Origin of the sequence: Burkholderia semiarida (assembly GCF_029268935.1) — a bacterium.
GTDB lineage: Bacteria > Pseudomonadota > Gammaproteobacteria > Burkholderiales > Burkholderiaceae > Burkholderia > Burkholderia semiarida.
Genome location: NZ_JAHLCL010000007.1, coordinates 1,620,221 through 1,643,981, shown reverse-complemented (window position 1 = coordinate 1,643,981; position 23,761 = coordinate 1,620,221). Strand labels below are relative to the sequence as shown.

The following is a 23,761-nucleotide window of genomic DNA, read 5'->3' as shown; positions in this document are numbered from 1 at the left end:
CAATGCCGGAGGCTGCATGGCGGAGTACCGGTTCTCGACGACCTGGCGGGTGGATGCGCCGCTCGCGGCGGTCTGGGACGCGATCTACCAGGTCGACCGCTGGCCCGACTGGTGGAAGGGCGCCGTGCGCACCGTCGAGCTCGAACCGGGCGACGCGCGCGGCGTCGGCGCGCTGCACCGGTATACGTGGAAGGGCGCGCTGCCGTACCGGCTGACCTTCGACATGCGGGTGCGTCGCGTCGAGCGGCCGCATGCGCTGGAAGGCCATGCGAGCGGCGCGATCGAGGGCGACGGCCGCTGGTCGTTCGCCGCCGACGGCGCGCGCACCGTCGTGCGCTACGACTGGCACATCCGTACGCACCTGCGCTGGATGAACTGGCTCGAGCCGCTCGCGCGGCCGCTGTTCCGATGGAATCACGACGTCGTGATGCGCGAAGGCGCGAAGGGGCTCGCGCGGCGGCTGGGCGCGACCGTCGAGACGGACGGCCGGACCTTCCGGCCGCTGTCGGGCGCGGATTGCGCCGACGCGTGAGGATCGGCCCGGCGACGCCGGCGAACGACCGCGCCGCGGCGGATGAAATGGGCGCCCGCACGTTTTTTTCGATGCGATGTCGGCGGCCTCGGGAACTCCGGGCTTACCCGGTGTCCAAACGGGGCTGGATGGGATTCGCGGGCCTCGCGAGCCCGCCCGTCGGGTCGGTTTCGATCGTCATGGCTTTGTTTTGAAAGGGTTTTTCGTTGTTCTCAGCCGTTTTCCCGCCGCGTCGCCGCCTCGAAAATTCCTCCGGTTTCCCTTCTTGAATTTGTCAAAACCCGTCCATATAATTAGCACTCGCTGCACGAGAGTGCTAACAATTCTCTGCCGGGCGATGAGCCGGGCAGTTCCCTAAGCGTTCTTCAATCTCAGTCAAGAGAGGAGTGAATATGAACCTTCGTCCTTTGCACGATCGCGTGATCGTCAAGCGCCTGGATCAGGAAACCAAGACCGCCTCGGGCATCGTGATCCCCGACGCCGCTGCTGAAAAGCCGGATCAGGGCGAAGTCCTGGCCGTCGGCCCGGGCAAGCGCGACGACAAGGGCGCCCCGATCGCGCTCGACGTGAAGGTCGGCGATCGTGTTCTGTTCGGCAAGTACGCAGGCCAGACCGTGAAGGTCGACGGCAACGAACTGCTGGTCATGCGCGAAGAAGACATCATGGCCGTGGTCAACGCCAAGTAAGCGTCCTCCGACGGTACATATTCCCAAGAATTCAAGGAGTTAGAAGATGGCAGCTAAAGACGTCGTATTCGGCGATTCCGCCCGTTCGAAGATGGTCGAAGGCGTGAACATTCTCGCCAACGCAGTCAAGGTCACGCTGGGTCCGAAGGGCCGCAACGTCGTGCTCGAGCGCAGCTTCGGCGGCCCGACGGTCACCAAGGACGGTGTGTCGGTCGCGAAGGAAATCGAGCTGAAGGACAAGCTCCAGAACATGGGCGCGCAGATGGTCAAGGAAGTCGCTTCCAAGACCAGCGACAACGCAGGCGACGGCACGACGACGGCAACCGTCCTCGCGCAATCGATCGTCCGCGAAGGCATGAAGTACGTCGCATCGGGCATGAACCCGATGGACCTGAAGCGCGGCATCGACAAGGCAGTCGCGGCGGCTGTCGAAGAGCTGAAGAAGATCAGCAAGCCGTGCACGACCAACAAGGAAATCGCCCAGGTCGGCTCGATCTCGGCGAACAGCGATTCGTCGATCGGCGATCGCATCGCTGAAGCGATGGACAAGGTCGGCAAGGAAGGCGTCATCACCGTCGAAGACGGCAAGTCGCTCGCCGACGAGCTGGACGTCGTCGAAGGCATGCAGTTCGACCGCGGCTACCTGTCGCCGTACTTCATCAACAACCCGGACAAGCAAGTCGCCGTCCTCGACAACCCGTTCGTGCTGCTGCACGACAAGAAGGTGTCGAACATCCGTGATCTGCTGCCGGTGCTCGAGCAAGTCGCGAAGGCTGGCCGTCCGCTGCTGATCATCGCAGAAGACGTCGAAGGCGAGGCACTGGCCACGCTGGTCGTCAACAACATCCGCGGCATCCTGAAGACCGTTGCGGTCAAGGCGCCGGGCTTCGGCGATCGTCGCAAGGCAATGCTGGAAGACATCGCGATCCTGACCGGCGGTCAAGTCATCGCGGAAGAAACCGGCCTGACGCTCGAGAAGGCAACGCTGGCAGAACTGGGCCAGGCGAAGCGCATCGAAGTGGGCAAGGAAAACACGACGATCATCGACGGCGCAGGCGAAGCTGCAAGCATCGAAGCACGCGTGAAGCAAGTGCGCGCGCAGATCGAAGAAGCGACGTCGGACTACGACCGTGAAAAGCTGCAAGAGCGCGTGGCCAAGCTGGCAGGCGGCGTGGCAGTGATCAAGGTCGGTGCTGCGACCGAAGTCGAAATGAAGGAAAAGAAGGCACGTGTCGAAGACGCACTGCACGCTACCCGCGCAGCTGTGGAAGAAGGCATCGTGGCAGGCGGCGGCGTTGCGCTGATCCGCGCACGCACCGCGATCGCAGGCCTGACCGGCGCGAACGCCGACCAGAACGCCGGCATCAAGATCGTGCTGCGCGCGATGGAAGAGCCGCTGCGCCAGATCGTCACGAACGGTGGCGAAGAAGCCAGCGTCGTGGTGGCGGCAGTTGCTGCAGGCAAGGGCAACTACGGCTACAACGCAGCAACGGGCGAGTACGTCGACATGGTTGAAGCCGGCGTCGTCGACCCGACCAAGGTCACGCGCACCGCGCTGCAGAACGCAGCTTCGGTTGCAGGCCTGCTGCTGACGACGGACGCTGCTGTCGCGGAACTGCCGAAGGAAGACGCACCGATGCCGGGCGGCATGCCGGGCGGCATGGGCGGCATGGGCATGGACATGTAATCGACTTCGGTCGACGGTGTCCGGAGCGCGCAGCGATGCGTGTTCCAGCCAAAAGAAAAGACCCGCAGCGATGCGGGTCTTTTTTATTTGCACTTGGAATAGCGCGCCGTTCGCGGCGGCGGGATCTACCGGCCGCGTCGCCGCTCAATGCCGATGCGACGTCCTCGGCGCCGAATCGGCCTTCACGGCCGGCGGCGTGTCCGACTCGTCGTTGCTGCGCGCCCAGAAGAACCGGTCGGGCAGGTACGCGCCCATGCCGGGCCGGAACGCGTCGCGCACGGCCTGGTACAGGTATTCCTGCGCCTCGCGCACGGCTTCGGGCGGCTCCTGGCCGTTCGCGAGCAGCGCCGCGATGGCCGCGCCCAGCGTATCGGTGATGCCCATCAGCCGGTGCGGCGAGCGATCCCACATGTCTTCACGAAGCTGGCCTTCCTCGCCGTACAGCGTATTGACGAGCCGATGCGAACCCGTTTCCGACGACAGGATGTATTCGCAGCCCTGCGACAGCAGATGCGACACGGCCGCGTCGAGATTCGGCGCCTCGGCATCGCCGTCCGGCTGCGCGAGCGCGATCAGCGTCGCGTGGTCGGCGACCAGCAGCGTGGTTTGCGGCGCCAGCAGATCGGCGATCGATTCGCGCAGGTCGTCGGCCGCGAGCACGTGTTCGTCGTCGAGCGTGAAATCGGGCGCGAGCACGAGCGGCACGCCGTCGTAGTCGGCGACGACTTCGGCGATCGCACTGACGACTTCCGCGCGCGTGGCCGCGCCGATCTTGAACGCGGCAACCGGCATGTCTTCGAGCAGCATGCGCGCCTGCGCCGCGACGACGTCGGGGTCGAGGCCGGTCACCTCGTCGCAGGCGGCCGAGTCGCGCACGGTATAGCCGGTCAGGACGGACACGCCGTGACAGCCCATGCTCGCCAGGGTCATCAGATCGGCTTGGAGGCCGGAGCCGCCGGTGGGATCGGACAGGCCGAAGGTGAGGACGATCGGAGGGGCGTTGCTGGACATGTAAAAATGGGGCAAGAGAAAAACGGACAAGCGACGGACATGCGGACGGCGAGGCGAATGGGCTTTGTTCGGCCCCGTGTTGCCCGGCAGGCCGCACTTTTCAACCATTATGCGGTGGAATCCGGCCGGTACGACGGATTTTTTAGCGCGGCGCAACGTAGTTGCCGTCCTCCAGCGCGATTGCTAGGCAGTCCGGCCCCGACACGGTACCATCATGGCTCCCGAATTTACCGACTTTTCCCCGACGCGGCTTAAGATGGAATACAAGAGCTGGATGTGCCTGATTTGTGGCTGGATTTACGACGAAGAAGCCGGGCTGCCGGAAGAGGGCATTGCCCCGGGCACGCGCTGGGAAGACGTCCCGATCAACTGGACGTGCCCGGAATGCGGCGCCCGCAAGGAAGACTTCGAGATGGTCCAGATCTGACCGGACCGCTGGCCCACGAGCACTCCGCTCAGGCCTCGCACCGGCCCGGCGTTCGCGCCGCGGCACGCGCGAGCGACTTGACGATGACAGGCGCGCGTGCCCATGACGTCCGATCCGGCGAACGTTCCCCACCCTGACGCATTGCCCAACCCGCGCGGCGGCGCCGTGCGCGCGGCCGATGCGTGGCTGGCGGCGGCCGCCGACGCGTTCGAGCGGCGCGACGACGCCGCGGCGCCGCTTGCCGCTGCCGCGGCCGTGCTGGCGGAAGCCGGCTGGCTGCCGGCCGCGCGCTTCGCCGGGCAACTGTCGGCCGCGGTGCCGCTCGTTGCCACCGAGCCGACGTCGGCCGGCTGGCGTGCGGCGCTGCGCGATTTTCGTGCGGCCGTCGGGCGCCACAATCTGCGCGAGCTTGCGTGCTCGCCCGTTCTCTTCGAGCATTTCCGTGCGATGCGCGCGCAAAGTGCTGCCGACCTGCGCGCGAGCGTGCCGCTCGATGCGCTGGCGCTGGTCGGCCGCGCGGTGCCGCCCGCCACGCTGCGCGCGCTGCCCGATACCGTCGCACCCCGGATTCGCGCCCGCTACGAGCAGGCGCTGCTCGGCGTGCTGCGTGCCGAACACGGCGCGCCGGGCGCGGCGCTCGATGAACTCGACGCGCTGCTCGCCGCGCTCACCGACGACGCACCGTACGATTTCTGGCGGCTCGCGGCCGCGTGCATGCGTGCGCTGCGGGCAAGCGGCGCGCCCGAGCTCAAGCGCTTTCTCGCGCGGACCAACCTGCTGCTCGGCGAACACGCGCAGGGCCGGCGCAGCGCGCCGCCCGACCTGGTGCGCGAGACGGTGGCGCTGCTATGGCGCGATTTCGCGCTGTTCGGCGCCGCGGCCGAGGACGTCGCGCTCGTCGACGTGCTGCACGACTACGGGTTGACGGTCGACTGGCACGTCGCCGGCACGCCCGCATCGGAGGCGCTGTGGGAGGCCGATGCCGCGCGGGCCGAGCACGATGCGGTCGCCGCCGCCCCCACTCGTGCGCTCGGCGTCGTGACCGTCAACGCGCATGCCTACGAGGATTTCCTGCAGACCGCCGATGCGTCGATGGCCGATCTGGCGGCCAATCCGGCCACGGCCGACGCCGGCGCCGCATGGCACGCGTCCGGCGCCGCCTACCGGGTCGGCACGGCCGCGTGCGCGCTCGGGCTCGGCCACGCGGCGCTGCTGGCCGATACGCTCGGCCTGGCGTGGCGCCGTGCGGCGCACGGCGTGCCGCTCGGCGACGGCGGCCTCGATGCGCACCGCCATGCGTCCGACATGCTGCGCGCGGCGCTCCTGAAGATCGCGGCCGGCGTCGCGCCGCCGGACCTCACGGCGGCGTCCGAAGCGCTCGGCGCGGCGCTCGGCCGGAGCTGACGAACAAGGGGACGGACACGCGACGGCGGGCCTCGCCGGGCGGGCCTGCAACACGCTGCCGACAGCGCCCGCGCGCGTGTTAGAGTGCCGTGTGATCCGCGCGCGCCGTTGCCAGCGCGGCGCGGCGTTGCTTGTTGATCGCGGCCCGGTCAGGTCGCGGCGTCTTTGCTAAAATTCAAACCATGTCAAAGCCTTCCGATCGCATCAATCTCACCAACCAGTTCCTGATCGCCATGCCGAACATGGCCGATCCGACGTTCTCGGGGACGGTGGTCTATCTTTGCGATCACAGCGAGCGCGGTGCGCTCGGCCTCGTCATCAATCGCCCCACCGACATCGACCTCGAGTCGCTGTTCAACCGCATCGACCTGAAGCTCGACATCGAGCCGTTGCTGCACATTCCCGTGTACTTCGGCGGCCCGGTCCAGACCGAGCGCGGCTTCGTGCTGCACGAGCCGGTCGAGGGCGCGAGCTACAACTCGTCGATGTCCGTCGACGGCGGGCTCGAGATGACGACGTCGAAGGACGTGCTCGAGGCGGTCGCAACGGGCACCGGCCCGAAACGCTTCCTGCTGACGCTCGGCCATGCAGGCTGGGGCGCCGGCCAGCTCGAGGAAGAAATTTCCCGCAACGGCTGGCTGACCGTCGCCGCCGATCCGCGCATCGTGTTCGACACGCCGGCCGAGGAGCGCTTCGAAGCCGCGCTCGGCCTGCTCGGCGTGAGCTCGTCGATGCTGTCCGGCGAAGCAGGGCACGCATGACTGGCGCGGGCGCGCGCGATGCGACGCTCCTGGCGTTCGACTACGGCGAAAAACGGATCGGCGTCGCGATCGGCAACGCGCTGACGCGCTCGGCGCGTGCGCTCGTCGTGATCCAGAACCTGAACCGCGAACACCGCTTCAAGGCGGTCGGCGACCTGCTGGCCGAATGGCGGCCGGACGCGCTCGTCGTGGGCCTGCCGATGCATCCGGACGGCACGCCGCACGACATGACGCAGCAGGCGAAGCGCTTCGGTAACCAGTTGAACGGCCGCTTCGGGCTGCCCGTCACGTGGGTCGACGAGCGCTATTCGTCGGTCGAGGCCGAGGCCGGGCTGCGCGAGCGCAACGTGCGCGGCCGCGCCCGCACCGACATGCTCGATGCCGAGGCCGCGCGCGTCATTCTTCAACAGTATCTCGATCAATTGTCCGACCATGAGCATCATTGACGCCGAGGCGCTTTACCGCGTCCTGCTCGACCAGATCCGCGCCGCGTACGGCACGGCGTTCGCCGAACCGGGCGGCCCGCGGCTCGCCGGAATTCACAGCGGCGGCGCGTGGCTCGCCGAGCGCCTCGCGCGCGATCTCGGCGCACCGGCGTTCGGCGTCGTCAACGTCGCGCTGCACCGCGACGACTACGCGAAGAAGGGGCTGCACAGCCAGGCCAGCCCGACGTCGCTGCCGTTCGAGATCGACGGCGCGCGCATCGTGCTCGTCGACGACGTGCTGTACACCGGGCGCACCGTGCGCGCGGCGCTCAACGAGCTGTTCGACTACGGCCGTCCGGCCGCGGTCGAGCTCGCGGTGCTCGCCGATCGCGGCGGCCGCGAGCTGCCGGTTGCCGCACGCTTCGCGGGCGGTACGCTCGACGTGGCGGCCGGCGCGACGCTCGTGCTCGCGCGCGACGATGCGCGGTTCACGCTGCGCGTCGAGTCGCACGGCGCCTGAACCACACGCGAACCGTATCCCGGGCCGCTGGTTTGCACCGCGGCCCGTTTGCATAGTTGGAATCACGCACACCATGACCACCGACACCACTGGCCGCACCGGCAATCCCGCGGCGGCCGCGAGCCCCGACCGGTTTCGCTACGGTTTCCTGAAGGGCAACCCGCAGCTCACGAAAAACGGCGAGCTGAAGCATCTGCTGTCGATCGAAGGCCTGCCGCGCTCGATCGTCAATCACATCCTCGATACGGCAGAGCAGTTCGTCAGCGTGACGGATCGTGAAGTGAAGAAGGTGCCGCTCTTGCGCGGCAAGTCCGTGTTCAACCTGTTCTTCGAGAACTCGACGCGCACCCGCACGACCTTCGAGATCGCCGCGACGCGCCTGTCGGCCGACGTGCTGAACCTGAACATCAACGCGTCGTCCACGAGCAAGGGAGAATCGCTGCTCGACACGATCAACAACCTGTCGGCGATGCATGCCGACCTGTTCGTCGTACGCCACGCGTCGAGCGGCGCGCCGTACCTGATCGCCGAGCACTGCGCGCCGCACGTGCACGTGATCAACGCCGGCGACGGCCGCCACGCGCACCCGACGCAAGGCCTGCTCGACATGTACACGATCCGCCACTACAAGCGCGACTTCACGAAGCTGCGCGTGGCGATCGTCGGCGACATCCTGCATTCGCGCGTCGCGCGCTCCGACATCCACGCACTCACCACGCTCGGCGTGCCCGAAGTGCGCGCGATCGGCCCGCGCACGCTGCTGCCGGGCGGCCTCGAACAGATGGGCGTGAAGGTGTTCCACAACCTCGACGAAGGGCTGAAGGGCGTCGACGTGATCATCATGCTGCGCCTGCAGAACGAACGGATGAGCGGCGCGCTGCTGCCGTCCGCGCAGGAGTACTTCAAGACGTGGGGCCTGACGCCCGAGCGCCTCGCGCTCGCCGCGCCCGACGCGATCGTGATGCACCCGGGGCCGATGAACCGCGGCGTCGAGATCGATTCGCAGGTCGCCGACGGCCCGCAGTCGGTGATCCTCAACCAGGTCACGTTCGGCATCGCCGTGCGGATGGCGGTGATGGGCATCGTCGCCGGCAACAGCGACTGAGCCCGCTTTCGCGCATCCTCGTTCAGGCATTCAACGCAATCAACGCATTCACAGACAGCGCATGAAGATTCATATCAAAGGCGGCACGCTGATCGACCCGGTCGCCGGCACCGAACGGCAGGCCGACGTATTCGTCGCGGACGGCAAGATCGCCGCGCTTGGCGGCGCGCCGGCCGGTTTCAACGCGGACAAGACGATCGACGCATCGGGCCTGATCGTCGCGCCCGGCCTCGTCGACCTGTGCGCGCGACTGCGCGAGCCCGGCTACGAACACAAGGCGACGCTCGCGTCCGAGATGGCCGCGGCCGTCGCGGGCGGCGTCACGACGCTCGTGTGCCCGCCGGACACCGACCCGGTGCTCGACGAGCCGGGCCTCGTCGAGATGCTCAAGTTCCGCGCGCGCAACCTGCGGCAGGCGAACGTGCATCCGCTCGGCGCGCTGACCGTCGGCCTCAAGGGTGAAGTGATCACCGAGATGGTCGCGCTGACCGAATCCGGCTGCGTCGGCTTCACGCATGCGAACGTGCCGGTGCGCGACACGCAGGTGCTGCTGCGCGCGCTGCAATACGCGAGCACCTATGGCTACACGACGTGGCTGCGTCCGCTCGACGCGTTCATCGGCCGCGGCGGCGTGGCCGCGAGCGGCGCGCTCGCGTCGCGGCTCGGGCTGTCCGGCGTGCCGGTCGCGGCCGAGACGATCGCGCTGCACACCATTTTCGAACTGATGCGCGTGACGGGTGCGCGCGTGCACCTCGCGCGGCTGTCGTCGGCGGCCGGCCTCGCGCTCGTGCGCGCGGCGAAGGCGGAAGGGCTGCCCGTGACCTGCGACGTCAGCGTGAACCACGTCCACCTGATCGACGTCGACATCGGCTACTTCGATTCGCAGTTCCGGCTCGATCCGCCGCTGCGCGGCGAGCGCGACCGCGAAGCGATCCGCGCGGCGCTTGCCGACGGCACGATCGACGCGATCTGCTCCGATCACACACCGGTCGACGACGACGAGAAGCTGCTGCCGTTCGCCGAAGCGACGCCGGGCGCGACGGGGCTCGAGCTGCTGCTGTCGCTCACGCTGAAATGGGCGGACGAGACGCGCACGCCGCTCGCGCAGGCGCTGCGCCGCATCACGGCCGCGCCGGCCGACGTGCTGCAACTGCCGGCGGGGCGCCTCGCCGAAGGCGGCGCGGCGGACCTGTGCGTGTTCGACCCGCGCGCGCACTGGCGCGTCGAGCCGCGTGCGCTGAAGAGCCAGGGCCACAACTCGCCGTTCCTCGGCTACGAACTGCCGGCCACCGTGCGCGCGACGCTCGTGGGCGGGCAGGTCGCGTTCGAGCGCCACTGAACCACGCCGGACCTTCGCCATGATCGCCTTTCGCAAGCTGCGTCTCGTCTTTCACCTGTTGCGCGGCATGGTGATCGTCGCGCTGCGTTTTTCGCACGTCACGCCCGCGCACCGCGCCGAGTTGACGCGCCGCTGGTCGGTCAAGATGCTGCGCATCTGCGGGATGCGCCTCGTCGTCCACAACGACGGCGCGCGGCTCGACGCGAGCGCGCTCGTCGTGGGCAACCACGTGTCGTGGCTCGACATCTACGCGGTCAACGCGTGGCGGCCGACGCCGTTCGTGTCGAAGGCCGAGGTGCGGCAGTGGCCGGTCGTCGGCTGGCTCGCCGAGAAGCTCGACACCGTGTTCCTGCAGCGCGAGAAGCGCACCGAGGCGATGCGGATCATGCACGAGATGGCCGAACGCCTGCGCAACGGCGGCGTGATGTGCGTGTTTCCGGAGGGGACGACGTCCGACGGACAGGATCTGCTGCCGTTCCATGCGAACCTGTTCCAGGCCGCGGTATCGGCCGGCTGCGCGGTGCAGCCGATCTGCCTGATGTACGAGGATGCGCACGGGCGGCAGTCGGTCGCGCCGGCCTACACGGGCGATTTGTCGCTCGGCAAGTCGCTCGACATGGTGCTGCGCGGCGGCCCGCTCGTCGCGCATTTGTACGTGTGCGAACCGATCGCGCCGGGCGGCGATCGCCGCGCGACGTCCGCGGCGGCGCGCGATGCGATCGCGGCCGCGCTGGCGGCGATGCAGGAGAAGGTCGGCAAGCCGACGGCCGAGTCGCTCGCCGAGTTGCAGAAGCATGCGTATCCGGCGACCGAGCTCGGCGCCGGTGCGGCGGGCGAGGCGGCAGCGGACGCGCCCGTGCCGGGGCGCGAGGGCTGACGCGCTGCCCGGCCCGGCCGGGTCGGGCGAATCAGCGTGCGGTTACTCGCCGCCCGGCGAGCGGCACGCTTCGCACTGCACCTGCGTGACCGTGCGCTGCGCCGGATCGGCCGTCAGCCGTACGGCCGACAACTGGTTTCCCCATACGCAGCCCGAATCGAGCGCGACGACGTCGTCGCGCAGCATCAGGCCGAGCGCGGCCCAGTGCCCGAACACGACCGTCACGTCCGCGGTGCGGCGCCCAGGCACGTCGAACCACGGCAGGTAGCCGGGCGGCGCGCTGTCGGGGCCGCCATTCGCCTTGAATTCCATCGCGCCGTCGGGCGTGCAGAAGCGCAGGCGCGTGAACGCGTTGAATGCGACGCGCATGCGGTCACGTTTTTTCAGGTTCGGGTTCCATTGGTTGGGTTCGTTGCCGTACAGGCCTTGCAGCGTGTCGCGCCAGTCGGGGGCGCGGAGTGCGCGCTGGAGTTCGTCGGCGAGTTCGAGTGCGAGCGTGGCGTCCCATTGCGGCAGCACACCCGCGTGGACGAGCAGCTTTCCGTCTTCGACATGCACGAACGGGCGGTGGCGGATCCAATCGAGCAGGGCTTCGGCGTCGGGGGCGTCGAGGATCTCGCCGATCGTGTCGCCGGGGCGTTCGGTGCGCAGGCCGGCGGAGACTGCGAGCAGGTGGAGGTCGTGGTTGCCGAGTACCACGGTCGCGCGCGGGCCGAGGTCGACGACCGCGCGCAGCGCGGCGAGGGAGCCCGGGCCGCGGTTGACGACGTCGCCGGCGATCCAGAGCGGGGTGTCGGGGGGGGCTGAGAGCTTGGCGAGCAGCGACTGGAAAGCGGAATGGCAGCCTTGGATGTCGCCGATGGCGATGGGGGGGAGGGGCATGGGTTCGTGGGTGTTCGGGAGTCGAGCATACGGTAGCAAAAGTTCGTTCCCGGAGGCTACGCGAAAAATTTCATCCGACACTAATAACTTCACCATGCCCGCGCTTTGGCCACCAAGCACGGGTCGGCGTCGCTGTTTCAAGTTGTTAGCAACGTGGCTTTTGCATCCGACGGCTTCATATAATTTGCCGTTCCCGCGCGAAAATTACCATCAGATGACTCTGGCGGGCATGGCGACCGGGTAAAATGCCGGGCCTGAGGCGGCTCGGATGGTTGTTCCCCCTTGCGATCTGCGGCATGGCAACGTTCGCGGCGTGCTTGTTTTGTACTCGCAGGGACGCCAAATGATCCGATTCGTGGTCATGCCTGCCCCATTTGACTGCTGTCGTAGTGGGCCAGGCATCGACTCGATAACGTGCCAGGGCGCGCTGACATAGTCGACAATTCTGTCTGACGCCCCTATTCCTTCATTTTTGAAAGCTTGCATGCTGACCCTTTCACTTGCGGACCTAAAGAAAAGCATCACGGCGTGGCGGTTGTGGACCTTGCTCGGCTGGCTCGAAATTCGGCAACGCTATGCGCGTTCGCGCCTGGGGCCGTTCTGGCTCACGATCAGTATGGGTGTGATGATTTCGTCGTTAGGTGTCGTTTACGGCACGTTGTTCGGCCAGAAAATCAACGAATACCTGCCGTTTCTCGCTGCCAGCATCGTGCTGTGGGGTTTATTCTCGACGACGATCGTGGAAGGCAGCGTCGCGTACATCAACAGCGCGCCCTATATCCGGCAAATGGCCACGCCGAAACTGATCTATATCCTGCAGGTCGTGTGGCGAAACTTGATCGTCCTTACCCACAACTTCGTGATCGTCATCGCGCTGCTGGCGATCTACGGCGTGAAAAGTTGGGAGACGTTGCCAGTATTCATTCCAGCGTTGCTGGTGTACGTGCTGAACGCCACATGGATCGCGATGGTGGTGGGGCTGCTGTCGGCGCGCTTTCGCGATCTGCCGCAGATCGTGAGCGCATTGCTTCAGGTCGCGTTCTATGTGACGCCGATCATTTTCCGCCCCGATGCGCTTAATCGCTTCTCTTTCATTGTCGAGTGGAATCCGCTCGCGTATCTGATCGACCTCGTGCGTGGCCCGCTTATCGGACAGATGCCCAGTGAATTGACCTGGGCGATCACGGTCGGAATGGCAGCGATTGGATGGCCTGTCGCCCTGTTGATGACCGGACGTTATCTGAAGCGTATTCCGTACTGGGTCTGAGAGAAACGATATGGCGTTTATCGAATTACAGAGCGTAACGCTCGATTTGCCGATCTTCGACGTGCAAGGGCGTTCGCTCAAGAAGCAGGTGCTCAACATGGGGCGCCGCAACAGGATCGCCGAGGGCAACGACGGTGTGATCGTCGTGCGTGCGCTGGACGAAGTGAGTTTCCGTTTTGAGCGTGGCGACCGCGTTGGGCTGATCGGACACAACGGGGCGGGGAAATCGACATTGCTTCGTGCGATGGCGGGCATCTATCCGCCATCGTCTGGCCAGTTGTTGCGTGAAGGAAGCGTGGTGCCGCTCCTCGATATCGGCCTCGGCATGGACGAGAACTCGACCGGCATGCAGAACATTCGGCTCAGAGGGCTGTTGCTCGGCATGTCAGATGCGGAGATTCGGGAGAAGCAGCGCGAAATCGCTGAGTTCTGCGAACTCGGCGATTATCTGGACCTGCCGATTCGTACGTATTCCAGCGGGATGAAGGTGCGGCTCGCGTTTGCAGTGTCCACTGCAGTCGATGCCGAAATCCTGTTGCTCGACGAAGTGATGGGCGTCGGTGATGCGTCGTTCATGCACAAGGCGGAAGCGCGATTGGCCGATCTTCATAGCCGGGCCGAAATCGTCGTGCTGGCGATGCACTCGAACTCCGAAATCCGCAAGGTATGCAACAAGGTGCTTTGGATGGAGCGTGGTCGCGTACGCGCTTTCGGGCCGACGGAAGAAGTCGTGTCGGAGTATGAGGCGACGACGGCGTGACTTAGCGCATGCCGGGTCATGGGCCATCCTGCGCGCGGGCAGGACGTCCATGCAGGCTCGCATGCTCTAATGGCGAGCCAGGATGCATAAATCAACCACTGGGCGGATAAACCGAGATGTATCGTTCGTTGCGGGCGCGAGCCCGCAACGACAGTTCAGGTGAGTTGCAAACCGTTGGCTTGCGGCACGCTCCATGCAGGTGCGACCTCCGCCGATCTGCGTCCGCTGAAAATCTCCAGTGTCGCCAGATCTTCTTCGCGTAGCGGATTCGCAATCGTCGCTGACCAGCGCCCCGCAATTTCCGAGATCGAATGGCATGCGTCGATGACCGGTTTCGCGGCGAGCGCGCGCCGCGTCATGTCCGCTAGCGACCGCGCGTAGGCGGCTGCCGAGAAGGTATCGGTGGCCCAAAGCTGCGCTTTTTTGCCAATTGTCCTGATTTTTTCCCGATCGCGGATCAAGGCGGTCAAGCTGGATGAAATGTCGTTAATTTCATTCTTGACCGATACCTTCAGCACGTACTCGTCGGGAATCTCAGAATAGAAGCCGGCATCGGTACAGATGACGGCTTTTCCATAGAGCATTGCCTCGATCGCGGACGCAGATGCTGCTTCGAGCGTCGGCCAGCGTAAGCAACTGACGACGTCGCTCTCGGCGATCGTTTGCGCGAGCACAGCATCATCGACTTCTCCGACGATCACCAGATTCACACCGTGGCTTCTGGCCATACGAGACAGCGACAGCACAATCTCTGGCTGAACATGGCCCACGAGCTTGTAAGTGATGTTGTTTCGGAGCGTTGCACTCGCGCCAATCGCCGTGATAACGCTTTCGACACGCTTGTTCGAATTGACGTGCCCGATGGTCAGGACTTGCACGCGCCCACAGTCCTTGTGAGGCGGGTGCCGTTCGGTCTGAGCAGCCGGCGCATCATAAGGGAGTGCTGACACGCTGACAGGCCCCGAGCACGCTTTCAGCACGCGATCGCATCCCCACGAACTGTGAGTGACGACGCCGAGCGCCATCGAGCAGATCCATTCGGTCATCGGCGAGTCTTCGCACGTGGCGTCGATGAACGCGTCGCCGTTGGTGTAGGCGAAGAAGCGCGCGGCAATCGCTTCACCGTACCAGTTCTTCAGGACGGCATTGGCCTCTGGTAGGTGTGACTGCGCCCAGCCGTAAAACAGATGTCCGAGGTAAAAATCGTGAAGGCATACGATACCCGGCGCCTTCGATATCCAGTGTAGGCAACCCTCATGAAAATCGTAGCTGTTGCCGATCTGGTAGACGCACATATCCGCCGACGCAGTGGCCTGCTGTACGCTCGTGAATTCGTTCCACGCAATAAGTGGCGCGTTGAATTCGTGCGTCGGAAGATCCAGAAGCCGGACCGATTCCGTTTGCACGACGCTGACTTCGTGACCTTGCGCAACGAGCTGACGAACAACCAACGACGCCATGCGACCAATTGCCGAGCGCTTGATCGTCGGCGTGAAGATCAATAGCTTCATTGCAGGAGCGCCTCCACGGTTTGCGGCCAATTCACGCCCATGCTTTCCCACAACGCCTTGGCTGCCTGTCCATAAGTGTGTGCTCGTGCGTCGTTCTGAACGACAGCGTGCATGACGCTTGCGAGCGAGGCGGCCTCGGGTTGCGCAACCCACCCCGTCTCGTTGTGCTTGACGAGCCCTAGAATACCGCCGCTATCGTCGGTCGTGATCAGCGCCTTGCCGGCCGTCGCGGCTTCCATGGCAACGTAACCCAGCGAATCTTCGTCGAATGGAAGATAGGCCACGGCCGAGGCCTCGTTGATGTAAGTGGCATACACGTCGCGCGGCAGGAAACGCAAGTCGAGCTTGACGCGATCCGACAGGCCAAGCCGCTCGACGAGTTGATGCAGGCGCGTGCCGTCGGCCGGCGTGTCCGGCGGACCGGCGATGATCAGCCGTACTCCACGGTCGGTTTTCGCGAGCGCTTCGAGGAGGAGATACTGACGCTTCATGTCGTTTACGCGGCCACCTGCGAATACGTAGCCACCGGGCTCGCCTCCGGGAAACATCTCAGGATCATTGACGGGTGGAAGCAGGACTTCAGCGTCGAAGCCGTTGTACTGCTTGAGCCGACGTTGAGTCACCGCAGAGTTCGTGAAGATGTGGCGGCTTTCCGCAAAGCTTTCGTTATCGGCATTGCGGATCATTTCGCGCAATGCGTCACCTTCCGGGCCGGGCGGGAGATTGGTCTGGCCTGCATCGAACAGGTCATACGCCTGCCGGTATTGATGCAGCAGCCAAAGCGACTTCCGGTGGTGGCGAATCAGGTACGCCGGAAATTTGAGTGCGATGACGTGGTCCGCATTCGACAATTCGAACGCCCGCACCATCAGCATCTGCGACGGAATACGCGTTGCAGGTTCCCATCGGAACGGGATGCGGAGCACTTCGGCTTCGTGGCCGGCAATCACCAGGTTTCGCTGCAGATGCGCAGCCAACTCTTCCGCACCACCCCAGACGAACGGGGCCATATTGTTGACGACGAGCACCTTCATGCGAGCAACCTTTGGAGCACGTGTTCCCACGAAATGTTGAGCGCCTTCAGGCGTTTGGGTGCCGCTTTCCCCATTTGAATCGTTTTGTTTCGATCGAGATAAAGCCGATCCATCGCTTCCGCGAGTGCTTTGGGATCGGGATCTGCCACATAACCATTGATGTTGTCTTGTACCAACTCCAGCACGCCGCCGGAATCGGACACCGTCAAGACAGGCTTCTCGGCGTGACTGGCCTCGACGCTCGGATAGCCGTACGAATCCTCATCAACCGGGATATAGGCTGCAGCGAGACAATGGGCCAGTTGCTCGATCTTTTCCTCCTCGGAAATCCAGCGATCTTCCAGCAGTACCTTTTCGTCAAGAGCCAGAGCGGAAATGGTTCGCCGGAGGTCGTCTGCGTAGCCTTGCGATCCACTTTTGCCATAAAGGCGCAGCCGGACGGGCGTGGTGACGTATTGCATCGCTTCGATCAGCAGGTGCTGCCGCTTGTGATGTTCGATTCGGCAGATACACACGATATCGTTCGAATAATCCGCGCAGTGGAACCGTTCCGGCTCGAATACCGGCGGGTACAGGATTTCGCTCGGGACGTTGTTGTACTTGTCCAGGCGTTCGGATACGACGCGACTGTTCGTGAAGACCGCCTTGGCTTCTCTCAGACCCGCGTCGTCGACCTGTCGTAGCGCGTCGCGCATGCCCAGATGCTTTTGATCATCCGGGAAGCCCCGGTACGGCGAATCCCACAGATCATAGAATGCGCGCAGGTGATGGATAAACCATACGATCTTGTGCCGATGGGGAATCAGATGCGCTTGCGGCCGGAAACAGATGATCCGGTCAGCTGCGTCCAAGTCGATCCACCGATAGGCCATCATCTGTTTGAACAGCAGATCTGGAGCATCTGTCTCCGGCAGATAGACGCGCTCGACGCGATGTCCTTGCCTTTCGAGCATGATCTGAAGCCACTCGACGATGTTTCTGTAGCCGCCATTGACGAATGGCACGAAAGACGAAACAAGCGCAATCTTCATCAGTCGGCAAGAACCTGCTGCAGGCTGTCGGCAATGCGTTGCACGTCGGCCCGCGTTAAATCCTGATGCGTCGGCAGATTGATGCCGCGCTGCGACCATAGATCAGCGATCGGATAGGTCGACTCCTCCATGTAAGGCGGCAGCACATGCATCGGGTAAAACACCGGGCGCGTTTCGATGGCCATTTCGTCGAGGCATCGCATCACGTAATCCCGCTTGTGCTCGTCGCCTTCGCGCAAGAACACGTTGTACATCCAGAACACCTGCTTGGCCCAAGAAGCTTCGGACGGCAGGACGAGCTTGTCGCGCAGTTCATTCAGGGCTTCGTTGTACCAGCCTGCCAGGCGTTCGCGCTCGGCGAGCGCATTGTCGATGCCTTCCATCTGCGCCAGCCCGATTGCTGCCTGGATGTTGGTCATCCGATAGTTGTAGCCCACGACGGGGAACCAGTAGCGGCGCGTGGGGTCCATTCCTTGGCCGCGATACAGGCGCAATTTCGCTGCAAGCTCGTCGTCGTCGGTGGTGACCATGCCGCCTTCGCCGGTCGTAATGATCTTGTTGCCGAAGAAGCTGAAGGTCGCGCAGGTTCCGAGGCTACCGACACGCTTGCCGCGCACTTCCGCGCCATGGGCTTCGGCGGCATCCTCGACGACCCACAAGCCATGTTTTTTCGCGATCTCGTTGACGGCATCCATTTCGGCCGGGTGACCGTACAAATGGACGGGAATGATGCCCTTGGTCCGAGCGGTGATTTTGCGTTCGATGTCGTTTGGATCGATATTCATCGTGTCGGCGCTAACGTCGACGAGCACCGGGGTCGCGCCGCAATAGCGAACGGCGTTGGCAGTGGCGATATAAGTGACCGTCGGGATGATCACTTCGTCACCGGGCTGCAGGCCGAGAGCGACCAGCGCGAGGTGAAGGGCAGTCGTACCGTTGTTTGCCGCAATCGCGTGCTTGACGCCGCAAAATTTCGCAAATGCCTCTTCGAACGCCGGAATGTATTTTCCGTTCGAGGAAATCCAGTTCGTATCGAGGCAATCGAGAACGTACTTGCGCTCGTTTCCGGCCATCTTCGGCTGAGCTACCATGATTCGCTGCATATGAATATTCCTGTTACTTTATTTGTTTGGCGGGCACGCCAACGGCCGTGCAACCCTCGGAAATATTGCTAACCACAACGCCGCCAGCGCCGATGACAGCTCGCTCGCCAATGACGATTTCCGGAATGACCTTGGTACCGATGCCGAGAAATGTGTAATCGCCGACTACGACGTTGCCGGCCAGCGCGCTTTGAGGCGCGACATGCACCGCGCGTCCGATCCGGCAATCGTGATCGATCGTGGCACCCGTATTCACGATCGACAGGTCACCGATGCTTGCCTCTGCGTTGATCACGGCGCCGGCCATGATTGCTATACCCGAACCGATCGTCGCGCTCGGCGAAATCGTCGCCGACGGGCTGATCGCATTGACGAGCGTGTAACCGTGGCGCAGCGCCAGTGTCGCCAGGCGGTCTCGGAGCCTGTTGGCGCCAATGGCGATGAATACGCGCGCGTAACCTTCGTGCCTCAGCGTCTCTAGATTCTCGTCGCCCTTCAGCACAGGAACACCGACGCATTGTTCCGGACTGTCGGCTCCACCAATGCAGTAAGCCACGCGTTCGCCAGCCGCCTGCAGCAGTTCGATGCAGACTTTCGCATGCCCTCCGGCCCCAACGACAACAATTTCCTGCGTCATGCGTCCAACCTTTCCCAAACGCCCGAATTCTTTCGGCTGAAAAGCAAATTGATCGAATCACAGGCAAGCAGATTTTCGATGGTCCAGTGCTCCAGCACGCCGGAAACACTATTGATTGCTCGATATTGCAAGCCGTGCGCCGCAAAGGCATTCAACCAGTCGCCGGGCGCGATGCCTGTTCGCTTGAGGTGCGCCGGGCCGAATTCGACGATGATCGCGAGTTCCGTATTGCGCTCGATGAGTCCGGCTGCGGATTCGATGACTTGGAGTTCGGCGCCTTCCGCGTCGATTTTCAGAAGATCGACCTTTTGTGTGGCCGGAACGATGTCGTCTATCTTGACCACGGAGACTTCGACCGGCTCGGTATCCGTGCTCGTGCGTTCGTCAAGCGGGAAAAGGGAGTGGTGGCCGCTCGTCGCACCGAGAAACAGTTTGTGATGTCCGGTTTCGTTTGAGACGGCGGCTTGATGAATCTCCACCAGCGACGCAAACCCGTTCATCCACACGGACCGTTCGAGCAGTGCTTTGGTCGGCCCGAACGGCTCGAATGCAATAATCTTTCCTTGACCTTGCATCGATCGCGCTGCGGCAAGCGTATGGAGTCCGATATTTGCGCCCACGTCGATGAAACAGTTTCCTGGCTCGACAAGCTTTTCGATGAGCAGTCGTGTACCGCGTTCCAATTCGCCGGTCTCGAGCAGGGAGGCAAGAAGCGCGTGATCGTTCTCGGCGCAAAGCGCGAAGCCGGCTTCGGTTCTGACAAGCACGGCACCATTGCCGCAGTTGACGGCGACTCGGCGAGCCGTTGCGTGGCTGTAAATCTCGATACGGTCCAGCTTGGGATTGATGTTGGCAAACCACTCGTCAAGCCGTTGCGTCGTTTCGGACACCGCTTGTTGGGTTTCGAGATGGGTCAGACTATGGGACTCGAGCGCCTTCTGATGCGCAGCAACGATTTCCTGGCGAAGGGGGACCTGCGTGTCCCGGAATTCCTGTGCGGTCGTCGACGTTGCCTGTCGAATTTCGTGGGTGAGCGCCTGCCGGGTCGTCAGTACATCCCCTTGAATCGACGCTTGCGCCTTCTGAAGCTCCTGCACCATATGAGCGGTCGCTTTCTGCAATTCCTGATGAATTGCAGATTGAGCGTGATGGATCGCCGACTGGGAGGCGAATGCATCCTGCAAGAGCTGGTGGCGAATCTCCTGCAGCTTGGTCAGGTTTGCCGACAGGGAGTTCTGAATTTCCTGGCGGAAGTCCTGCTGCAATTCAGCCATCAGATACCGGCGCGCCCTGAGCGCGATGGGGCGGATAGCGGGTTTGAGAAGCCTGTACGTGATTTGCGCCAGCGGGCGCAGCAGTTTCTTCACCTGTTGCCGGATGCTGGTATGCGTTGGATGCGTCGACGCGATGGCGTCGCTTTCGCCCGGATGAGCGGAGGCCGGGGGCGCGTTTCCTGTCGCCGTCGCCTCGTGCTGATGAGCGCGCGCGTCTCGTTTCGTTGTCGATGCAAAGGCAACGCCGACATCAGCGCCAAGCCTCAGATTTTTTTTCATTGGGGAATCCCGATCCGGCGTGTCTGGAACTTCAAACTTCAAAGTGAGTCGTGCGGGAATGCATCCGATGTTCCGGGTTGGCGTGTCCGACGACCAGTTCGGTGGCATGCCTGCGTCAGAAATGTGACGAGGATGTCTGATCCGCATGATGCGTTGCAGGCCATCCTTGAAACGATAATTATCTCATTATGTTCCGGGGAACTCCAAACGTGCTCGGCTGCATGCACGCGTCATCGCCGGTTCACATCGCCGTGCTTGTCTCGATAGTGCGCGGCAGTAGGGATCCGCTTCCCCGAAAAAACACGAGAACATTGGGACGCGTCGGAGTGCGCACGGGGTCGCGTGGGGCCTGCGGCAGTACGACTCCGAAGGCATGGCACGTATCATTTCGTGATTGTGCGTCCGGCTGGATCGACCCCGTTGGAGCACGATATATTCGCCTTAACTGCATGATTATGCAGGATTTTTTGGGCGTTGCGGTGGGGCCGGAGCGTTGTTTCGAGTTGTTAATGGCATGGCCCTTGCGCCGGGGTACTTCTTATAATCGCCGGTCCGTCGCAAAATTCGCATTTCTTGACTTTGATACCTACGGTGACCGGTTAAAATCCGGGCCTGACGAGGCTCGGGCGTTGCCACCCGTGATATGTCATGCGACGAGCGCCCCGACCGGGCGTGCCGCACATTTCTAGAGGGAGTCCCATGATTCTGGTGACGGGCGGTGCGGGTTTTATCGGTGCCAACTTCGTTCTCGACTGGCTACACCACCACGACGAACCCGTGCTCAATGTCGACAAGCTGACCTATGCGGGCAATCTGCGCACGCTGCAGTCGCTGATCGATAATCCGAAGCACGTATTTGCGCGTGTCGATATTTGCGATCGCGCCGCGCTCGACGCACTGTTTGCCGAACACAAGCCGCGTGCGGTCGTGCACTTCGCCGCCGAAAGCCACGTCGATCGTTCGATCCATGGCCCTGCCGATTTCGTGCAGACCAATGTGGTCGGCACGTTTACGCTGCTCGACGCGGCGCGCGCGCACTGGAGCGGGCTGAGTGATGCCGACAAGGCCGGATTTCGCTTCCTGCACGTGTCGACCGACGAGGTATTCGGCTCGCTATCCCCGACCGATCCGCAATTCTCCGAAACGACACCATACGCGCCGAACAGCCCGTACTCGGCGACAAAGGCCGGCTCCGATCATCTGGTGCGTGCCTATCACCATACGTACGGCCTCCCGACGCTGACGACGAACTGCTCGAACAACTATGGCCCATATCAGTTTCCCGAGAAGCTGATTCCGCTGATGATTGCGAACGCGCTTGCGGGCAAGGCGCTGCCGATCTACGGCGACGGCCAGAACGTGCGCGACTGGCTGTACGTCGGCGATCATTGCAGTGCCATCCGCGAGATACTTGCGCGTGGCGTCCCGGGCGAGACGTACAACGTCGGTGGCTGGAACGAGAAGAAGAATCTCGACGTCGTGCATACGCTGTGCGACCTGCTCGACAGCGCGCGTCCGAAGGCGACGGGTTCCTATCGTGACCAGATCACCTACGTGACGGATCGTCCAGGCCACGATCGCCGCTATGCGATCGACGCGCACAAGCTCGAACGCGAACTGGGGTGGAAGCCGGTGGAGACGTTCGAGACGGGGCTGGCGAAGACGGTACGCTGGTATCTCGACAATCAGGCTTGGGTTGACGATGTCGTATCGGGCGAATATCGCAAGTGGGTCGAGACGAATTACGCGCAACGCACTTGAGGGCATGGCCGATGGCACGTAAAGGCATCATTCTCGCGGGCGGTTCCGGCACGCGACTGTATCCGATCACGCATGTCGTATCGAAGCAGCTCCTGCCGGTCTACGACAAACCGATGATCTACTATCCGCTGTCCACGCTGATGGTGGCCGGGATCCGCGACGTACTCATCATTTCGACGCCGCAGGATACGCCGCGCTTCGAGGCGATGCTTGGCGATGGCAGTCAATGGGGGATGAATATCCGCTACGCGGTGCAGCCGTCACCGGACGGGCTCGCGCAGGCATTCATCATTGGCAGGGAATTCATCGGCAACGATCCGTCGGCGCTGATTCTCGGTGACAACATTTTCTACGGGCACGATCTGGCGAAAAAACTGGAGCGGGCGGACGCGAAGGAGTCGGGCGCGACTGTGTTCGCATATCACGTGCAGGATCCCGAGCGTTACGGCGTCGTCGAATTCGACACGCAATTTCGCGCGCTGTCCATCGAGGAAAAGCCAGCCGTGCCGCGCTCGAATTATGCGGTGACAGGCTTGTACTTCTACGACAATCAGGTGTGCGACATCGCCGCCGATATCAAGCCATCCGCGCGTGGCGAACTCGAGATCACTGACGTGAATTCACGCTATCTCGCCGATGGCAAGCTCGACGTCGAGATCATGGGGCGCGGCTATGCCTGGCTCGATACCGGCACGCACGATTCGTTGATCGATGCGGCAACGTTCATCGCGACGTTGCAGAAGCGTCAGGGGCTCGTTGTTGCCTGTCCCGAAGAGATCGCCTATCGCAGACAGTGGATCGACGCGGATCAGTTGCGCAAGCTTGCCGTGCCGCTGGCGAAGAACGGCTACGGGCGCTATCTCGAACACGTTCTTTTGGATCAGGTCGCATGGCAATTCAAGTAACGGCAACGGCGCTGCCGGAAGTCAAGATCATCGAACCGAAGGTGTTCGGCGATGCGCGTGGCCATTTCTATGAGAGCTTCAACGCGCGCGACTTCGCGGAACACGTGGCGGCGGGCGTCGAATTCCTTCAGGACAATCATTCGCGCTCGACAAAGGGGGTGCTGCGCGGCCTTCACTACCAGATTCGGCACGCGCAGGGAAAACTTGTGCGCGTCGTGGAAGGCGAGGTATTCGACGTCGCGGTCGATATCCGCAAGCACTCGCCGAATTTCGGCAAGTGGGTCGGCGTCGTGCTGTCGGCCGAGAACCATCGGCAGGTATGGATTCCGCCCGGTTTTGCGCACGGCTTCGTCGTGCTGTCCGACACTGCGCAGTTCCTGTACAAGACGACCGATTACTGGTACCCGGAGCACGAGCGCTGTATCGTGTGGAACGATCCTGAGATCGGGATCGAATGGCCACTCGATGTGGCGCCATTGCTGGCGCCCAAGGATGCCGCGGGCGCACGACTCAGCGAAGCCGAGGTGTACGTTTGAGGCCGGA

General features: G+C 63.4%; 24 protein-coding genes. 16 read left to right on the top strand and 8 right to left on the bottom strand.

Going from position 1 to position 23,761, the window contains the following annotated elements; genetic code table 11:
- Window positions 1-16: 16 nt before the first annotated feature.
- From KPB06_RS20585 to groL, 3 genes are all read left to right on the top strand, one after another.
- A complete protein-coding gene (locus tag KPB06_RS20585) occupies window positions 17-532 on the top strand; it encodes an SRPBCC family protein (protein WP_059574213.1) in 516 nt (171 codons plus the stop codon).
- 392 nt (window positions 533-924) lie between these two features.
- Window positions 925-1,218 (top strand): co-chaperone GroES, encoded by a 294-nt coding sequence (gene groES, locus KPB06_RS20580; RefSeq protein WP_011351136.1) that lies wholly within the window; start codon window positions 925-927, stop codon window positions 1,216-1,218.
- 46 nt (window positions 1,219-1,264) lie between these two features.
- Complete coding sequence (gene groL, locus KPB06_RS20575; protein ID WP_006485462.1) at window positions 1,265-2,905, top strand: chaperonin GroEL; 1,641 nt, start codon at window positions 1,265-1,267, stop codon at window positions 2,903-2,905.
- Window positions 2,906-3,049: 144 nt separating this feature from the next.
- Here groL and KPB06_RS20570 read toward each other — a convergent pair whose 3' ends face one another.
- Entirely contained in the window at window positions 3,050-3,916 is an 867-nt protein-coding gene (locus KPB06_RS20570) for a hydroxymethylpyrimidine/phosphomethylpyrimidine kinase (RefSeq protein ID WP_059574212.1), read from the bottom strand.
- 256 nt (window positions 3,917-4,172) lie between these two features.
- Here KPB06_RS20570 and KPB06_RS20565 point away from each other — a divergent pair, with 256 nt between their 5' ends.
- The 8 genes from KPB06_RS20565 to KPB06_RS20530 all read left to right on the top strand — a co-directional run bounded on the left by KPB06_RS20565 (window position 4,173) and on the right by KPB06_RS20530 (window position 10,774).
- A complete protein-coding gene (locus KPB06_RS20565) occupies window positions 4,173-4,343 on the top strand; it encodes a rubredoxin (protein ID WP_004186709.1) in 171 nt (56 codons plus the stop codon).
- Window positions 4,344-4,445: 102 nt separating this feature from the next.
- Window positions 4,446-5,747, top strand: a complete 1,302-nt coding sequence (locus tag KPB06_RS20560; protein ID WP_275906269.1) for a FimL-related protein — start codon at window positions 4,446-4,448, stop codon at window positions 5,745-5,747.
- A gap of 182 nt (window positions 5,748-5,929) precedes the next feature.
- A complete protein-coding gene (locus KPB06_RS20555; protein WP_006491354.1) occupies window positions 5,930-6,508 on the top strand; it encodes a YqgE/AlgH family protein in 579 nt (192 codons plus the stop codon).
- Window positions 6,505-6,954: a Holliday junction resolvase RuvX gene (gene ruvX / locus KPB06_RS20550; protein ID WP_275906268.1), complete on the top strand. Its 450-nt coding sequence runs from the start codon at window positions 6,505-6,507 to the stop codon at window positions 6,952-6,954. Before KPB06_RS20555 ends, ruvX begins: the two co-directional genes overlap by 4 nt.
- Complete coding sequence (gene pyrR / locus KPB06_RS20545; RefSeq protein WP_060965647.1) at window positions 6,941-7,453, top strand: bifunctional pyr operon transcriptional regulator/uracil phosphoribosyltransferase PyrR; 513 nt, start codon at window positions 6,941-6,943, stop codon at window positions 7,451-7,453. Before ruvX ends, pyrR begins: the two co-directional genes overlap by 14 nt.
- Window positions 7,454-7,526: 73 nt before the next feature.
- Window positions 7,527-8,558, top strand: a complete 1,032-nt coding sequence (locus KPB06_RS20540) for an aspartate carbamoyltransferase catalytic subunit (protein ID WP_006476735.1) — start codon at window positions 7,527-7,529, stop codon at window positions 8,556-8,558.
- Window positions 8,559-8,619: 61 nt separating this feature from the next.
- Window positions 8,620-9,897 carry a dihydroorotase gene (locus tag KPB06_RS20535; RefSeq protein WP_226290042.1) on the top strand — a complete coding sequence of 426 codons (1,278 nt, stop codon included), beginning with the start codon at window positions 8,620-8,622 and terminating at the stop codon, window positions 9,895-9,897.
- 19 nt (window positions 9,898-9,916) lie between these two features.
- A complete protein-coding gene (locus KPB06_RS20530) occupies window positions 9,917-10,774 on the top strand; it encodes a lysophospholipid acyltransferase family protein (protein ID WP_059641977.1) in 858 nt (285 codons plus the stop codon).
- 42 nt (window positions 10,775-10,816) lie between these two features.
- On the opposite strand, the gene KPB06_RS20525 is transcribed toward KPB06_RS20530, so the two are convergent.
- A complete protein-coding gene (locus tag KPB06_RS20525; RefSeq protein WP_275906267.1) occupies window positions 10,817-11,656 on the bottom strand; it encodes a symmetrical bis(5'-nucleosyl)-tetraphosphatase in 840 nt (279 codons plus the stop codon).
- A gap of 484 nt (window positions 11,657-12,140) precedes the next feature.
- Between KPB06_RS20525 and KPB06_RS20520 the strand changes: the two genes are divergently transcribed.
- Both KPB06_RS20520 and KPB06_RS20515 read left to right on the top strand, forming a co-directional pair.
- Entirely contained in the window at window positions 12,141-12,923 is a 783-nt protein-coding gene (locus KPB06_RS20520) for an ABC transporter permease (RefSeq protein WP_059574206.1), read from the top strand.
- A 10-nt stretch (window positions 12,924-12,933) separates the two neighbouring features.
- Window positions 12,934-13,683: an ABC transporter ATP-binding protein gene (locus KPB06_RS20515; protein ID WP_059641972.1), complete on the top strand. Its 750-nt coding sequence runs from the start codon at window positions 12,934-12,936 to the stop codon at window positions 13,681-13,683.
- A gap of 155 nt (window positions 13,684-13,838) precedes the next feature.
- Here the strand turns inward: KPB06_RS20515 and KPB06_RS20510 are convergent, their stop codons facing one another.
- Genes KPB06_RS20510 through KPB06_RS20485 form a run of 6 tightly spaced genes read right to left on the bottom strand, consistent with a single transcriptional unit; the run spans window position 13,839 to window position 20,552 of the window.
- Window positions 13,839-15,194: a glycosyltransferase gene (locus KPB06_RS20510; RefSeq protein WP_275906266.1), complete on the bottom strand. Its 1,356-nt coding sequence runs from the start codon at window positions 15,192-15,194 to the stop codon at window positions 13,839-13,841.
- Window positions 15,191-16,228, bottom strand: coding sequence for a glycosyltransferase family 4 protein (locus KPB06_RS20505; protein ID WP_275906265.1), 1,038 nt, complete (start codon window positions 16,226-16,228; stop codon window positions 15,191-15,193). The genes KPB06_RS20510 and KPB06_RS20505 overlap by 4 nt, the downstream gene beginning before the upstream one ends.
- On the bottom strand, window positions 16,225-17,259 hold the full coding sequence (locus KPB06_RS20500) for a glycosyltransferase family 4 protein (RefSeq protein ID WP_099316123.1): 1,035 nt from the start codon (window positions 17,257-17,259) through the stop codon (window positions 16,225-16,227). Before KPB06_RS20500 ends, KPB06_RS20505 begins: the two co-directional genes overlap by 4 nt.
- Window positions 17,259-18,362: a DegT/DnrJ/EryC1/StrS family aminotransferase gene (locus KPB06_RS20495; protein WP_099316124.1), complete on the bottom strand. Its 1,104-nt coding sequence runs from the start codon at window positions 18,360-18,362 to the stop codon at window positions 17,259-17,261. The genes KPB06_RS20500 and KPB06_RS20495 overlap by 1 nt, the downstream gene beginning before the upstream one ends.
- 13 nt (window positions 18,363-18,375) lie before the next feature.
- Window positions 18,376-18,999: an acetyltransferase gene (locus KPB06_RS20490; RefSeq protein ID WP_089464591.1), complete on the bottom strand. Its 624-nt coding sequence runs from the start codon at window positions 18,997-18,999 to the stop codon at window positions 18,376-18,378.
- On the bottom strand, window positions 18,996-20,552 hold the full coding sequence (locus KPB06_RS20485; protein ID WP_180278190.1) for an FkbM family methyltransferase: 1,557 nt from the start codon (window positions 20,550-20,552) through the stop codon (window positions 18,996-18,998). The genes KPB06_RS20490 and KPB06_RS20485 overlap by 4 nt, the downstream gene beginning before the upstream one ends.
- Before the next feature lie 699 nt (window positions 20,553-21,251).
- Here KPB06_RS20485 and rfbB point away from each other — a divergent pair.
- Genes rfbB through rfbC form a run of 3 tightly spaced genes read left to right on the top strand, consistent with a single transcriptional unit; the run spans window position 21,252 to window position 23,754 of the window.
- Window positions 21,252-22,313: a dTDP-glucose 4,6-dehydratase gene (gene rfbB, locus KPB06_RS20480; protein WP_059574202.1), complete on the top strand. Its 1,062-nt coding sequence runs from the start codon at window positions 21,252-21,254 to the stop codon at window positions 22,311-22,313.
- An 11-nt stretch (window positions 22,314-22,324) separates the two neighbouring features.
- The gene (rfbA, locus tag KPB06_RS20475; RefSeq protein WP_059574201.1) at window positions 22,325-23,218 is read left to right on the top strand and encodes a glucose-1-phosphate thymidylyltransferase RfbA; all 894 of its coding nucleotides are present in this window, start codon (window positions 22,325-22,327) and stop codon (window positions 23,216-23,218) included.
- A complete protein-coding gene (rfbC, locus tag KPB06_RS20470) occupies window positions 23,203-23,754 on the top strand; it encodes a dTDP-4-dehydrorhamnose 3,5-epimerase (protein ID WP_099316126.1) in 552 nt (183 codons plus the stop codon). Before rfbA ends, rfbC begins: the two co-directional genes overlap by 16 nt.
- The last annotated feature ends 7 nt before the right edge of the window (window positions 23,755-23,761 follow it).

Coding starts and splice junctions, on each gene's coding strand:
- groES (WP_011351136.1), top strand. CDS start 925: ATGAACCTTCGTCCTTTGCACGATCGCGTGATCGTCAAGCGCCTGGAT.
- KPB06_RS20500 (WP_099316123.1), bottom strand. CDS start 17,259: ATGAAGATTGCGCTTGTTTCGTCTTTCGTGCCATTCGTCAATGGCGGC.
- KPB06_RS20540 (WP_006476735.1), top strand. CDS start 7,527: ATGACCACCGACACCACTGGCCGCACCGGCAATCCCGCGGCGGCCGCG.
- KPB06_RS20510 (WP_275906266.1), bottom strand. CDS start 15,194: ATGAAGCTATTGATCTTCACGCCGACGATCAAGCGCTCGGCAATTGGT.
- KPB06_RS20530 (WP_059641977.1), top strand. CDS start 9,917: ATGATCGCCTTTCGCAAGCTGCGTCTCGTCTTTCACCTGTTGCGCGGC.
- groL (WP_006485462.1), top strand. CDS start 1,265: ATGGCAGCTAAAGACGTCGTATTCGGCGATTCCGCCCGTTCGAAGATG.
- KPB06_RS20570 (WP_059574212.1), bottom strand. CDS start 3,916: ATGTCCAGCAACGCCCCTCCGATCGTCCTCACCTTCGGCCTGTCCGAT.
- KPB06_RS20555 (WP_006491354.1), top strand. CDS start 5,930: ATGTCAAAGCCTTCCGATCGCATCAATCTCACCAACCAGTTCCTGATC.
- KPB06_RS20495 (WP_099316124.1), bottom strand. CDS start 18,362: ATGCAGCGAATCATGGTAGCTCAGCCGAAGATGGCCGGAAACGAGCGC.
- KPB06_RS20485 (WP_180278190.1), bottom strand. CDS start 20,552: ATGAAAAAAAATCTGAGGCTTGGCGCTGATGTCGGCGTTGCCTTTGCA.
- KPB06_RS20585 (WP_059574213.1), top strand. CDS start 17: ATGGCGGAGTACCGGTTCTCGACGACCTGGCGGGTGGATGCGCCGCTC.
- KPB06_RS20490 (WP_089464591.1), bottom strand. CDS start 18,999: ATGACGCAGGAAATTGTTGTCGTTGGGGCCGGAGGGCATGCGAAAGTC.
- KPB06_RS20565 (WP_004186709.1), top strand. CDS start 4,173: ATGGAATACAAGAGCTGGATGTGCCTGATTTGTGGCTGGATTTACGAC.
- KPB06_RS20560 (WP_275906269.1), top strand. CDS start 4,446: ATGACGTCCGATCCGGCGAACGTTCCCCACCCTGACGCATTGCCCAAC.
- pyrR (WP_060965647.1), top strand. CDS start 6,941: ATGAGCATCATTGACGCCGAGGCGCTTTACCGCGTCCTGCTCGACCAG.
- KPB06_RS20525 (WP_275906267.1), bottom strand. CDS start 11,656: ATGCCCCTCCCCCCCATCGCCATCGGCGACATCCAAGGCTGCCATTCC.
- KPB06_RS20505 (WP_275906265.1), bottom strand. CDS start 16,228: ATGAAGGTGCTCGTCGTCAACAATATGGCCCCGTTCGTCTGGGGTGGT.
- KPB06_RS20515 (WP_059641972.1), top strand. CDS start 12,934: ATGGCGTTTATCGAATTACAGAGCGTAACGCTCGATTTGCCGATCTTC.
- KPB06_RS20520 (WP_059574206.1), top strand. CDS start 12,141: ATGCTGACCCTTTCACTTGCGGACCTAAAGAAAAGCATCACGGCGTGG.
- KPB06_RS20535 (WP_226290042.1), top strand. CDS start 8,620: ATGAAGATTCATATCAAAGGCGGCACGCTGATCGACCCGGTCGCCGGC.
- rfbA (WP_059574201.1), top strand. CDS start 22,325: ATGGCACGTAAAGGCATCATTCTCGCGGGCGGTTCCGGCACGCGACTG.
- rfbC (WP_099316126.1), top strand. CDS start 23,203: ATGGCAATTCAAGTAACGGCAACGGCGCTGCCGGAAGTCAAGATCATC.
- ruvX (WP_275906268.1), top strand. CDS start 6,505: ATGACTGGCGCGGGCGCGCGCGATGCGACGCTCCTGGCGTTCGACTAC.
- rfbB (WP_059574202.1), top strand. CDS start 21,252: ATGATTCTGGTGACGGGCGGTGCGGGTTTTATCGGTGCCAACTTCGTT.